At 53.6% G+C, this 12,397-nt stretch carries 13 protein-coding genes; 9 read left to right on the forward strand and 4 right to left on the reverse strand.

The window, feature by feature from the left end; translation table 11 throughout:
- Positions 1-29: 29 nt before the first annotated feature.
- Positions 30-728 (reverse strand): hypothetical protein, encoded by a 699-nt coding sequence (locus JMJ16_RS37515; protein ID WP_201381381.1) that lies wholly within the window; start codon positions 726-728, stop codon positions 30-32.
- Between the two features lie 289 nt (positions 729-1,017).
- On the reverse strand, positions 1,018-1,419 hold the full coding sequence (locus JMJ16_RS37520) for a response regulator (protein WP_201370394.1): 402 nt from the start codon (positions 1,417-1,419) through the stop codon (positions 1,018-1,020).
- Positions 1,420-1,766: 347 nt separating this feature from the next.
- Here JMJ16_RS37520 and JMJ16_RS37525 point away from each other — a divergent pair, with 347 nt between their 5' ends.
- The 7 genes from JMJ16_RS37525 to JMJ16_RS37555 all read left to right on the forward strand — a co-directional run bounded on the left by JMJ16_RS37525 (position 1,767) and on the right by JMJ16_RS37555 (position 9,475).
- Complete coding sequence (locus tag JMJ16_RS37525) at positions 1,767-3,746, forward strand: helix-turn-helix domain-containing protein (protein WP_201389858.1); 1,980 nt, start codon at positions 1,767-1,769, stop codon at positions 3,744-3,746.
- Positions 3,635-4,612, forward strand: a complete 978-nt coding sequence (locus tag JMJ16_RS37530; protein WP_201389859.1) for a tetratricopeptide repeat protein — start codon at positions 3,635-3,637, stop codon at positions 4,610-4,612. The genes JMJ16_RS37525 and JMJ16_RS37530 overlap by 112 nt, the downstream gene beginning before the upstream one ends.
- Before the next feature lie 219 nt (positions 4,613-4,831).
- Positions 4,832-6,208, forward strand: a complete 1,377-nt coding sequence (locus JMJ16_RS37535) for a CCA tRNA nucleotidyltransferase (protein ID WP_007908735.1) — start codon at positions 4,832-4,834, stop codon at positions 6,206-6,208.
- Between the two features lie 44 nt (positions 6,209-6,252).
- Entirely contained in the window at positions 6,253-6,654 is a 402-nt protein-coding gene (locus tag JMJ16_RS56215) for a Nif3-like dinuclear metal center hexameric protein (RefSeq protein WP_201389860.1), read from the forward strand.
- Between the two features lie 32 nt (positions 6,655-6,686).
- Positions 6,687-7,004 (forward strand): Nif3-like dinuclear metal center hexameric protein, encoded by a 318-nt coding sequence (locus tag JMJ16_RS56220; protein ID WP_255553282.1) that lies wholly within the window; start codon positions 6,687-6,689, stop codon positions 7,002-7,004.
- Positions 7,005-7,132: 128 nt separating this feature from the next.
- The gene (locus tag JMJ16_RS37550) at positions 7,133-8,872 is read left to right on the forward strand and encodes a phospholipase D-like domain-containing protein (RefSeq protein WP_201389861.1); all 1,740 of its coding nucleotides are present in this window, start codon (positions 7,133-7,135) and stop codon (positions 8,870-8,872) included.
- A gap of 123 nt (positions 8,873-8,995) precedes the next feature.
- A complete protein-coding gene (locus JMJ16_RS37555) occupies positions 8,996-9,475 on the forward strand; it encodes a hypothetical protein (RefSeq protein WP_201389862.1) in 480 nt (159 codons plus the stop codon).
- Between the two features lie 80 nt (positions 9,476-9,555).
- On the opposite strand, the gene JMJ16_RS37560 is transcribed toward JMJ16_RS37555, so the two are convergent.
- Complete coding sequence (locus JMJ16_RS37560; RefSeq protein ID WP_201370389.1) at positions 9,556-9,849, reverse strand: antibiotic biosynthesis monooxygenase; 294 nt, start codon at positions 9,847-9,849, stop codon at positions 9,556-9,558.
- 191 nt (positions 9,850-10,040) lie between these two features.
- On the opposite strand from JMJ16_RS37560, the gene JMJ16_RS37565 reads away from it, so the two are divergent.
- Positions 10,041-10,823, forward strand: coding sequence for a sulfite exporter TauE/SafE family protein (locus JMJ16_RS37565; RefSeq protein WP_201389863.1), 783 nt, complete (start codon positions 10,041-10,043; stop codon positions 10,821-10,823).
- Positions 10,824-10,852: 29 nt separating this feature from the next.
- Here the strand turns inward: JMJ16_RS37565 and JMJ16_RS37570 are convergent, their stop codons facing one another.
- Positions 10,853-11,353, reverse strand: coding sequence for an Lrp/AsnC family transcriptional regulator (locus JMJ16_RS37570; RefSeq protein WP_201389866.1), 501 nt, complete (start codon positions 11,351-11,353; stop codon positions 10,853-10,855).
- A gap of 139 nt (positions 11,354-11,492) precedes the next feature.
- Between JMJ16_RS37570 and JMJ16_RS37575 the strand changes: the two genes are divergently transcribed.
- The gene (locus JMJ16_RS37575; protein WP_201389868.1) at positions 11,493-12,359 is read left to right on the forward strand and encodes a TIGR03560 family F420-dependent LLM class oxidoreductase; all 867 of its coding nucleotides are present in this window, start codon (positions 11,493-11,495) and stop codon (positions 12,357-12,359) included.
- Positions 12,360-12,397 lie beyond the last annotated feature (38 nt).

The following is a 12,397-nucleotide window of genomic DNA, read 5'->3' on the forward strand; positions in this document are numbered from 1 at the left end:
GGTGTCAGGTTATAAAAAGAAGAAATTAATCAGTGCTGTTGGTGAAAAGTAGATCCATCATTGAGAAAAATGAATTGCTGATCAAGCACATGCACGATTAAGTCGGGTTTTCCATCGCCGTTCACGTCTTTGTCGGCCTCACCCCAGGCGGGTGTGAGATCCTGACCAGCCCCCACGAGCGAGGGGCCAGTAAACATACGTGACTTTGAGGGATCGCCACCAGGAATCTCGATAATCTGGATGCGACGATTTAGATTGATAATGACGAAATGAGTTTTATTTTGTGCGCTATCATTGTGGCCAACCACGGCGTCAAACTGAGATGTTCGCGGGCGACCATAGTGCAGATCATCCTGGTAAACATGCCACCAGGAAGCCAGCGTGCTCATCCCGAGAATCAATAACACGGTACAGGCCATGCCAATGACCATAATCAAAAGGGCGGGATTGCCCTTTTTTGCCTTTGGACGCTCACGCTTCAGGTCGCGTGACTCACGGACGGGAACCTCAACCATAGGCATCTCTCGTGTCTGACCCGAGCGCCTGCGCTGGGGAACAGCCTTGCGATCAATCATGACATCGTCGCGCGTATTGCGCTCACGTGTCGGCGGGTTTGAGCGATACCTCCGTGTACTTGTCCTCGACCGGGTTTCGTAGATAGCGTCATCTTCTTCTGCTGGATCATACATCAGCGGACGTGGCTCCCTTCTTGTCTGCATAGTATCCAATGACCCTTCCTCCTTTCTAGCAGAGTTCTAGAACATATTTTCCTAAGTATACCAGAAGATAGGTTCTAGTCAAGCAATATCAATCCAGAAGGGCCTTTATAGCAAAAAATGGCTATGGGAGCCTGAAGCAAGAAAGATTCCATACAAACATATAGAGGCAAGCCGAGGAGAGTTTCCTCGGCTTGCCCGGTGATGCGAGGCGGGTTGGGTTAGAAAATAGTCTCTTCGCCGTAGCTATGTGATAGCTTAATAAACTACTAAGCTTAAAACAATAAGCGCCTGGGCGCTTTTATACAGCTTGCGCCTCTCGGGTTAATTTTAAGCTTGCGTTGACGGCTTCGCGAATCGTCTGGGTCGTAAATGGCTTCGATAGGTACGTCTGAACACCAGCCAGGCGCGCCTTCAAGCGGTCTACAACGCCATTATGCCGCGACAGCATAATAATCGGCGTATTGCTCCAGGCAGACTTCGATCTTAAATACCGTGCAATTTCATAGCCATTCATCTTGGGCAAATCAATGTCCAGGATGACCAGATCTGGAATGCGCTCCAATTCACGATTCGTCACTGCCTGCAATGCCTCGACGCCATCATTGAATGCTGCAACACGAAAACCTTCGCGGCGCAAACTTATCTCGACGATCTTCCGTACCGTAGGAGAGTCATCAATGATCATCACGAGTTTACTCATGTTTGACTTCCTTTTACTCTCTTTACCCCATTTGTACGTAAACCTTTTTACCTATGTCTCCCCTACCTAATTATGCATATACAGTATTATCTGGTACAATGACAACTACTAGACAACTACATAACAACTTTGCGACGTTCCTTATAAGGATGTGCTTGATTTACAAACTCTCGCACGTTGCCTGCATTATTTTATAAATCCCAATAAGCAGAGTATTTGCACCCATGGGGCCTGCGTTTTGACATACTCTTATCCGAAAACCCTGAGCGCGCGTGTCCCCGAATGGGCGAAGCGCTAGTCACGGCAGTGACGTTGGGGTTCGGAATAAGATCTTAGGGGTGACAGGCATGAAACCAAATCAGCGCTTACGGCGCGAGCGCGAGCTACGTGGCTGGTCACAATCCAGGGTAGCACAAGAACTTGGCACCGATCCCGCGACGGTCAGTCGCTGGGAACGAGGGCTTTCTTTCCCTTACCCATTTTTCCGCGAACGTCTCTGTGAACTCTTTGGTAAAAATGCTGAGGAACTAGGACTGGTTCAGGAGACGCCCACGACCTTGCCTGTGGAAGAGAGCCTGGCTCTGCCTGCCATTGATAGCGAACCATCACCCGTCCTTCCTATCTCACCAGATCCCATTCTCGACCCCACCATCCCTCTTCTATCCGCCATTGATGGCTCACTCATTGGGCGTGATGATCTTTTGCAGCATATTCGTGACCAGCTGAGCGACACGACGCGTGGTCCGGCGTTTGTCGCGCTCAACGGCCTTCCTGGTGTGGGCAAAACCTCCCTGGCCGTCGCCCTGGCGCATGATCCCTCTCTACAGCAAACCTTTAGCGATGGCATTCTCTGGGCCGGGCTTGGTCCTCATCCCGAGGTCCTGGAACATCTCAGCCGCTGGGGTACATTCCTGCATGTCGATGAGGCCTCCCTCTCTAATAAGGAGAGTTGTGAGTCCTGGGCACAGGCCATCCGCTTCGCCATTGGGCAGCGCCGCATATTGATTGTTATCGATGATGTCTGGCAGATCGAAGATGCCCTGAGCTGCCAGATTGGCGGCCCCAACTGCGCGTTTCTGCTGACCACTCGCTTTCCCCATATCGCGCTCCATTTTGCCGCTGGTAACACCACCCCGGTTCACGAGCTGGCCGAAAATGATGGCCTGGCCCTGCTGGCTCGGCTCGCGCCACACGTAGTCCAGGACGAGACCGAGAGCGCGCTGGAACTGGTCCGCTCCGTTGGCGGCCTCCCTCTTGCTCTGACCCTGATAGGCAAATACTTACGCATTCAGTCGTATGGCCGCCAGCCTCGCCGCATCAACGCGGCTCTCACGCGCTTGCGCGACGCGCGAGAACGCCTGCAAATCAGTGAGCCCCGCTCACTCATTAACCGGCATACCAGCCTTACGCCCGAGAGCCGTGTCTCACTCCAGGCCATCATTGAGGTCAGCGACGCCCTGCTCGATCTACCTGCACGCACCGGCTTACGCGCTCTCTCTGTCTTCCCGGCTAAACCGAATAGCTTCTCCGAGGAGGCCGCGCTGGCGGCCATGGCTCTCTCACAGGAGGTACTCGATACGCTTTCGGATGCTGGACTGCTAGAGAGCAATGGCCCCAATCGCTATACCCTGCATCAGACTATCGCCGATTACGCCCGCGTCCTGCTTGAGGATAGCGAGGTCTATACGCGCTTTGTGCAGTATTTTATCTCCTACCTGGAGGAGCATACCCAGGACTATTCTCTGCTAGACCAGGAGAGCCGTAACACTCATATCGCGCTGGAACTGGCGCATACCCGCCAGATGCACGATGCCTTTCTGCGCGGCGTCAAGGCCAGCAGCCCCTATCTCTTCGTGCGTGGTCGCTATTCAGAGGCCGAAAAGTATTTTTCGACCGCGCTAGAACTGGCGCTCTCGCTGCAACGTTTGTCGGATGCCACTGTTTTTCTGCGCGACCTGGGACGCATCGCCCATACGCGCGGCAATTATCTCCAGGCTGAGACGTACTATCAGCGCGGCCTCCAACTGGCACGCCAACAACAAGATGAGTTAGCCATCAGCAGACTCCTCACACACCTGGGAACGATTATGCATCGTCGGGGCCTCTTCAGCGAATCCATCGCCTATTTAGAAGATGGAATGCTTCACGCACGTCACACGGGCGACCAGGAACAGCTCTCCTATATTCTGCTGGGCTGGCCCAGGCTCATGGTAGTTTGGATCATCATAAGCAGGCCGAGGAGTATGCCTGGGAGAGCCTGGAGATCGCGCACTCCCTCGGCAATGGCGAGCATCTCGCGGACGTCCTTCATCGTCTGGGAACACTGATCTATGAACGGGGCGATTATGAACAAGCCCTGGGACTGCTCTTTGAGAGCCTCGATCAGGCCAGCCTGATCGCTCACCGGGAGAAGATGTGTCATATCCTCAACAATATTGGCTGTGTTCTGGGTGAGCTGGGAGACTTTCCCCAGGCCGAGCGCTATTTCCAGGAGGCTCAGGAACTGGCACAGCAGATCAACGCCCAGGAGATCCTCTGCACTATCCTAGGCAACCTGGGCTACGTTGCCAATGAGTGTGGAGAATATGAGAAGGCGGAGCCATTTCTGCGTGAAGGCCTGGCTCTAGCCAGCAAAATAGGTCATTCCGTCTCAATTTGCGAATGCCTGGAAAGTCTGGGCACACTTGCGCGCAACCGTCGCGACTATACTCAGGCCGAGAAATACTACCAGGAAGGCCTGGTACGCGCGCGCCTGATGAATAATAAACGCTCTATCATTAGCATGCTCACAGGCCTGGGCGCAACTATGACGGCCTGCCTGCGCTTCGAGGACGCCGAACACTACCTGGAAGAGGGTCTGGCCCTGGCGCGCGATATTCATCGCCCACACCAGCTCTGCAACCTGCTCTATGAGTATGGCAAGTTAGAGGGCTGTCGCCAGCAACCACTGCGCGCACGCGTCTATTTTCAGGAGATGCTCACAATGCCCGCCATCGGCGAGGAGGTTATGGCACGCGCACGCTATGGCCTGGCACGTACCGCGGCCCTTGAGGGAGATTACGCGACCGCTCACCAGTTGGGCAATATCAGTGCGACCTTCTTCGCTCAACAGCACCATCGATTAAGCAAGGAAGCGCGGCTCTGGTTGGACAGCTTACCTCTCTCGCAGGAGGAGAAAGCCTCAGAATATTAACGTGCCAAATATGTCTTCGCTATGGGTCCAGAGAAAAACCTATGCGCTAAACCTCTTTTAAGTCACTATCCGAACATGATACAATAATCCCATTGCAAAACTGGGTTGGACTTCCTTATTTTCAAATCGTAGAGTTTTACTGCTTTGACCTGGCCACGGATCACTTCGCCGGGGAATCGGGCAGGCTCCATTAAGAAGAAATAAAGCATAGATGTTAGCATGCTAGATATTATTATCAGGCTGGCTCAAGATTTTCGTGCTCAGCACAAACAACTGTATATGGTAGGTGGGACGGTACGCGACGTGCTTCTTCAACGTGGCGAGTCCGCCGACGCCGACCTGGCCACTGATGCTCTTCCAGAAGAAATCAAACGCCTGGTGGCTCCCACGCGGCCGAGTGCAGTCGTCCTGGTAGGCGAGCGCTTTGGGACGGTACGTCTCATTTACGAGAGCAACAACATTATCGAAATTACGACCTTTCGCAGCGAACGCTATAATCCAGAGTCGCGTAAGCCAGAGGTGTGCTTTGGAACCGATCTGGCGGAAGATCTGCAACGGCGTGACTTCACCATTAATGCTCTTGCACGCGATCCCCTCAATGGCTCCATTATTGATCTCTTTGCGGGACGCCAGGACCTTGAGGAGCATATTATACGCGCCGTTGGTAACGAGCCGGATAAACGCTTCGATGAAGATCCTCTACGCCTCTTGCGCGCCATTCGTTTCGCCGCGCAACTGGACTTCGAAATCGAGTCTTCGACCTGGCAGTCAATCAAACGCCAGGCCAACAAATTGCAGAAGATCAGTCGCGAGCGTATCCGTGACGAGATGAACAAGCTCCTGGTCTCGGCGCATCCTGCTAAGGGACTGGACCTCCTGGTAGAGGCCGGGCTGATGGAGTATATCATGCCCGAGGTCATGGAGTTGCGTGGCGTCAGCCAGCAGCCTACTCCGCGCGCGGCCTCCTCCAAGGATGTATACGCCCATGTGCTGCGCGTCGTCGAGCGCACTCAGCCAAAGCTGAAGAATCGCTGGTGTGGCTTACTGCACGATATCGCCAAGCCCCGCACCAAGAGCGTTGAAGATCACAAGGTTCACTTCTTTGGCCACGAGGATGTCGGCGCGCACATGGCCCGCGATATACTCAAGCGCCTGCACTTTGACCGCGAGTTTATCGACTCGGTCTCCCGCGTGGTGCGCCTGCACATGCGCGCTAATGCCTATACTATCGATTGGACCGATGGCGCAGTACGCCGTCTGATGCTCGACGCCGATCACGATCTGCCAACACTGCTCGATCTCTCGAGCGCCGATATTACAAGCTATCGCGTTGACAAGGTCGCGCGGGCAACCGCACGCGTCGCGGAGCTTACCGAGCGCTGCCAGCGCTTGCGCGAGGAGGCCGAACGTGTTCCCATCAAGAGCCCACTGGATGGCAATGAGCTGATGCAGCTCTTTGAGCGCGGACCCGGCCCCTGGCTCCGCCCATTAAAAGAGTACCTGCTGAGCCTGGTCATTGATGGCGCACTGGCCTCTGATGACAAGGAGCGTGCGGTCAGCCTGGCTAAAGAGTTCGTTGAGCGCGAAAAGCTTTAACATCTTATGCAATTCCTAAGAAAAACAGGAAGCGAGAACGTTCGATGAGTGCCCTCCGCGATGACGTTGTGCAGTTTCTCAATACGCATCTCAATATCAGCGCCTTCCGTGATTACTGCCCAAATGGCATGCAGGTCATCGGCAAGCCAGAGGTCAGACGCGTGGCCCTGGGAGTGAGCGCAAATCTTGAGTGCTTTCGCATGGCCGCCGCCGCGGGTGCCGACATGCTGATTACCCATCATGGCCTCTTCTGGGAGAATATGCCCCGCGAAATCGGCGTCATGATGAAGGGACGTCTCAAGCTCCTCTTTGAGCACGATATCACCCTGCTTGGCTATCACCTCCCCCTCAATGCCCATCCTGAGATAGGTAATAACGTGCTCTGGCTACAACCCTTGAGGGAGTCAACTTTGCCAGCTCTCGCGGTAAGGCCATTGGCGCGATAGGGACCGCGCCTCAACGCACGGTCCTGCGCGAACTGGTCGAGGAGATCGCCAAAGCGGCTGGCACTCAACCCCTGGTCTATGAATATGGACGCCAGACGGTACGCCGCCTGGGAGTGGTGACTGGTGGTGGACCCGGCTACCTGCTTGAGGCCATAGTCGCTGGCTGTGACACCTTCCTGACAGGCGAGGCCGACGAGCCGACTGAGGCATACGCGCGCGAGGAGGGCGTCAATTTTATCTCGATTGGACACTACAATTCTGAGAAGATCGGTATCCAAGCACTGGGACCACTACTAGAGCGCCAGTTTGAGGTCGAAACCCTCTTCTGCGACGTCCCCAACGCAATCTAAGCTTGTAGTGTCGTGGTGCGGGGGCTGGCTATGCCCTTCCCCTGCACCACGACACTACAAGCTTTTGGGCACTACAAGCTTTTGCAAATACATATTAGGTAGTGAAATATATTGGCGAAAATATACGTATGAATACAACCAGTATGCCATCACAGGATGAGCAAGAAGCCGGGCAACAGGAGCGCTGGGCCACCAGCGATTTCTCTCCCAGCACAGCATATCGCGCCGCCTTTCTCATTGATGGGCGTATGACAATGCTTGAGATGTGTATCCACTTTCTACGCGCGAAAAATTCTATCTATATCGCCGCCTGGGGCCTGACCCCCAACCTCCCTATCATTCGTGGCAAGCACCACCGCGCCGGTCCTGATGGCTCCCCCGAACAAGAAGAGCTACTTATCTGGCTGCGCAAGAAGGGCCTCTCCGAAAGTGCCATCACCTTCTGGCAGGAAAGCGAGGCCCTGACCGTCACCAGTGTACTCGGCTATGTGACCAGGCAGGGCGTCGATGTCTGCGTCTTGCTCTGGGACTTCTTCTCGGCACCCTTACAGGTTGGTCCCCAGCAGGTAAAAGAAGAGCTTGAGAGCTACGGTATTCGCTGCCTCACCGACAATGGCAACCGCGACCTGCTCAACCATCCCATTCAATCGTTGCACCAGAAGACGGTGGTCATCGATAATCGCTACGCCTTCGTTGGCGGCATCGACCTGATGACCGAGCGCAATGGAGACTTTGACCGTTGGGACACCAAGGGCCACATTTACTATAATCTCTTGCGTCAGGGCCTGGACGGGCAGATGCCTCACTCCTGGCATGATGTACATTTCCGCTTCGAGGGGCCAGCCGTCGGGGATGTCGCCTATAACTTCTACCAACGCTGGAACGCTGTCGTGGATCGCCAGCAGCTTGATGAGGCCCTGCTCCTGCCAGCCCCCTCGAAGGATGTGCCACCCACCGATAGGCGCAAGCACGAAGCCATTCCCATTCAGGTGACGCGTACCATCCCTACCCAAACCTATGACTTTGCTCCCGATGGTATTGCCAGTATTTTCGAGGCCTATCTCCACGCCATTGGGCAGGCTCAATGCTTCATCTATCTGGAAAACCAGTACTTATGGCGGCGAACCTTTCTCGGCCTGGATAACCCAACCTTTGGCCCGCCACACGAGGACATGGAACGGCTCTTGCAGGCCCTGGCGGACGCCCTAGAACGTGGTGTCCATATCGTGCTCGTCCTGCCAGACCACCCAAATGTGGGACGCCACTTTACCGATGACGGCCTGAGCTATTTACAAGAGCTGGCTCCCGGCGCCATTGGCGCGGGCCGACTCCAGGTCTATACCCTGGCCACAGATCACCAGGAGGAGGAAGAGGCGGGGCGCTACTATCGTCCAATCTATGTCCATGCCAAGGTCGCCATTATCGATGACTACTGGGCGACCGTTGGCTCGGCCAATCTCAATGACCGGGGCATGCGTCATGATGCCGAACTCAATATCGCCATGCAACATGAGACCATCGCGCATGCCCTGCGCGTACTCCTGATGGCCGAACACCTGGGTGTGGTTGACGAAGATATGCTTTTTGCTATGATTGAAATTATGGGACGCCTCGAACCCAGTGATGAGATGCACAGGGTCAGCGGCGAACTGGGGGCGCTCTGGGCCAGCCTGCAAGCCCTGCTCACCGATCCCTACGCCGCTATGGCGGCATTCGCCAAGCAGGCTCGAACAAATCTGGAAGCTATCAGAAATGGCCATGCACTGACTGGGCATTTAGTCCCATATATCCGCCAGAATCTGGCTGACGATTATGAGCTAGCAGTTGACGCGACCAAAGGCTGGCTCTATCAGTTCTCCAAACCCTGATCTCTTACCCTCTTGAACAAGGAGCCATGAATGAGAGATAATCAGGGCCGACATTATACTATAGATCATTTATGGGTCATCAAAAAGCAAACATCGAGGCTTAACTGAAGGAGTTACATCGCCATGGCGAAAGAGAACAAAGCCCCAAAGCAGGAGAGCGTGTCCGCCCAACCTGCGACCACGCCCACCCCACCAACCGCTACCAGCGGCAAGAAATCCAGGAAGACGACCAGGAGCGCGCAGATCGGCGGAACCGCTGTACAGGGAGCCAAATCAACACAGCCACGCCAGCCAATCGACAACAAGGCTTCCAAACAACAACAGGAATATGAGAGCTATAACCGCACCATGCGCCGACGTATGGAGCAGATGGGTACAGGACCTGAGAGCGAAGATGACCGCCTGAAAAAGATGCGCCAGAAGCGCCAGGATCGTGTCGACCGTCGCAAAGAGCGCCTGGAAGCCGAGCGCGCCAGGTTGAAGTCCGCCGCGCCCATTGGCGGCGTCAAGCTCGGGCGCCAGACCCTCTTCTTCGTGCTGGGCACACTGGCCATCGTGGTGCTGATCATCGTGATCTTCATCATCATCCGCCACCCCTTCTAGCGACTACTCTTGTAAAAGAAATAGAGAACACATTGTGAACAGAGCCGAAGACTCTGTTCACAATGTGTTCTCTATTTCTTTTACAATACTTTTGCTTCGTAGTGGCTGACCAGGCTTGAGCGCTCACCCTGGCCGCTACCTGTGCTCCCGCCACCATGATGCTCTTTGAACATCGGATGATTGGTATATTCCTCCATCGCCTCTTTCGATTCCCAGCGGGAAACGGCGAGCACGGTGTTATCTTCGCCTTTCCACAGCTCCATGCCCAGATACCCCTTAAAGTGCTTCATTCTGGGTGCCTCACGTTCAAAAGCCTCCATCATGGCCTGCATACGCTCGGCGGGAACGGCAATCTTATTGACAGCTACAAACATTTGTATCTCTCCTAATTTTATTGTGCTATCCTCTAATGCTATTATAGTCTCTCAAGAGAGGTTTTTTCACGCATACACCCTTACCCTAAAGGCTCGCTACGCGAGCCAGGGCAGGCATCCCCAACGCAATAAAGCTGCTAAAGTGATATAGTAGAATAGAAATCTTATACTATGGAATAGGGACATTCGCTATGCACTTAACATTACTTGACATCATCGTTCTGTTTGTCTCCGCTGTTATAGGTGGTACACTCAATTCGGTCGCGGGCGGCGGCAGTTTCTTCTGTTTTCCCGCGCTGCTCTTTACTGGTCTTCCTCCCATTCAGGCTAACGCGACAAACACGCTTGCGCTCTGGCCAGGCTCTATTGCCAGTACCAGTGCCTATTGGCAGGAGATTCGGCGCCAACGGCCCGCGATCCTGATTATCCTGCTCATCAGTAGCCTGGTTGGCGGCATTATTGGCGCGCTGGTACTACTTGGAACACCTCAGAATACCTTTGTGCAACTGCTTCCCTTTCTCCTCCTGCTGGCAACAGTGCTCTTCGCCGCCAGCCCCTACTTTACCGCACGCCTACGGGCTCGCATGGTAGCGAGCTCTGCCATCACTATCCCCACTCTCATAGGAATCGCCATTGCTCAGTTCGTTATCGCCGTCTATGGTGGCTTCTTTGGCGGTGGCATTGGCATTCTGATGCTGGCAACGCTAGCCCTGATGGGCATGGACAATATCCACGAGATGAACGGCGTCAAGACACTGCTGACAGTCATCATCAACGGGGCTGCGGCCTTCCTCTTTATTTTCAAGGGAGCGGTGCTCTGGCCACAGGCACTTTTGATGATTGTGGGCACCATCCTGGGCGGCTACGGAGGCGCGTACTATGCGCGCAAGATCGATCCACGCTATGTGCGCATTTTTGTGATTGTGGTTGGCGTTCTCCTCACCATCTACTTCTTCATTCGCACTTATCTATGAGCGCGTGCATAGAGTCTGCGATAAGGACGCTACAACGAGTTATCCTGTATACCCTCTGCCCACTCCAACAATTCATGGGTAATAACCCGATTCTCTAAAGGTTTAGAGAATACAAGAGAGGTAGAGGCTGTGCTAAAGCGGGAGAGTTGCTCAATGACTTGCTCCAGGTGAGGCATCGAGGTAACGGCCACTTTAACGACGACACAGTCAGCTCCTGTCACTTTATAACATTCCAGAACCTCAGGAATCTCGCTGGCCTGGGCAGCAACACGTACGCAACTCTCTCCCACAAATCTTCCCAGGCGAATTATAGCGAGGATTGGCAAACCTAATTTGGTCAGATTAACCTCTGCATGATAACCGGTAATAATGCCCGCTTCCTCCATCTTCCGCACTCGCTCAGCGACCGATGGAAGAGAAAGTCCAACGCGCTGGCCCAGTTCTTTGTAAGAGAGGCGCGCATTCTGCTGCAATTCATAGAGCAAGCGCCAACCTGTTTCATCCAATATCTTTTCAAATTCTAAAGACATTATGATGTTTTCCCTTCTTAAATTAGGCCAAACAAAAGAAATGGCTTCCTTTATTTCTGTATTCTCGCACAAGAGAAGTATATACTAGGCGCACCAAATTGATGTATCCATCCACTATTAGCGAGAGGGCAAAGGGCATATGCACAAATCAAGACCACTAAGCTTCGGTATTAAAACGGCACAACGACATGCAACCCATGATGCATTACTGGACGTTTGGCAAGCGGCAGATAACATTTCCATTTTTGAGCATGCCTGGATCAATGATCATTTCATGGGCCTGGGCAGTACTCCAACAGGCCCTTATCTGGAGTCATGGACTCTACTTGCAGCACTTGCAGCTCAGACACGGCATTTACGGATTGGAGTCATGGTCACTGATAACACCTATCGTCATCCCGCACTTCTGGCGAAGATGGCCGCGACAGTTGATGTCATTTCCCACGGTCGGCTGAATTTCGGTATTGGGACAGGATGGTCAGAGCAGCAACATCACGCCTATGGCATTCCCCTTCCCCCACCTGGAGAACGCATTCGCCGTTTAGGCGAGGCATGTGAACTGATCCGGCGACTATGGTCAGAGCCTCTAGTAACCTTTGAGGGTCGCTACTACCAGTTGAGCGAGGCGCCTTGCGATCCCAAGCCTCTTCAAAAACCATCGCCCCCCCTTGTCATTGGCGGTGAAGGTGAGCAAACCTTGAAAGTTATTGCTCAGCATGCAGACATCTGGGATTGTAGTGTTGAATCTCCTGAGATCTATCAGCAGAAGAGTATTCTACTGGAGAATTATTGTGTGGCCATTGGTCGCGATCCGGCAAGCATTGAACATTCCAGGCATATCTCTGTTGACCCTTCTGATCTGAAGGCAGCATTTCAGGAGACCCGCTCATTTATAGAGGTTGGAGTAACACATATTATCTATCATGTGCCTGTGCCCGATTCTCAAAATCTCCTCCATCGCCTGGCAGAGGAAGTGGCTTTGCCTCTGCAAGCTGCATATAAGTAGTTATTGCCAGTTTAAAGACCAATTTCTCTCTTCAGAGG

This window comes from Ktedonobacter sp. SOSP1-52, from assembly GCF_016587395.1.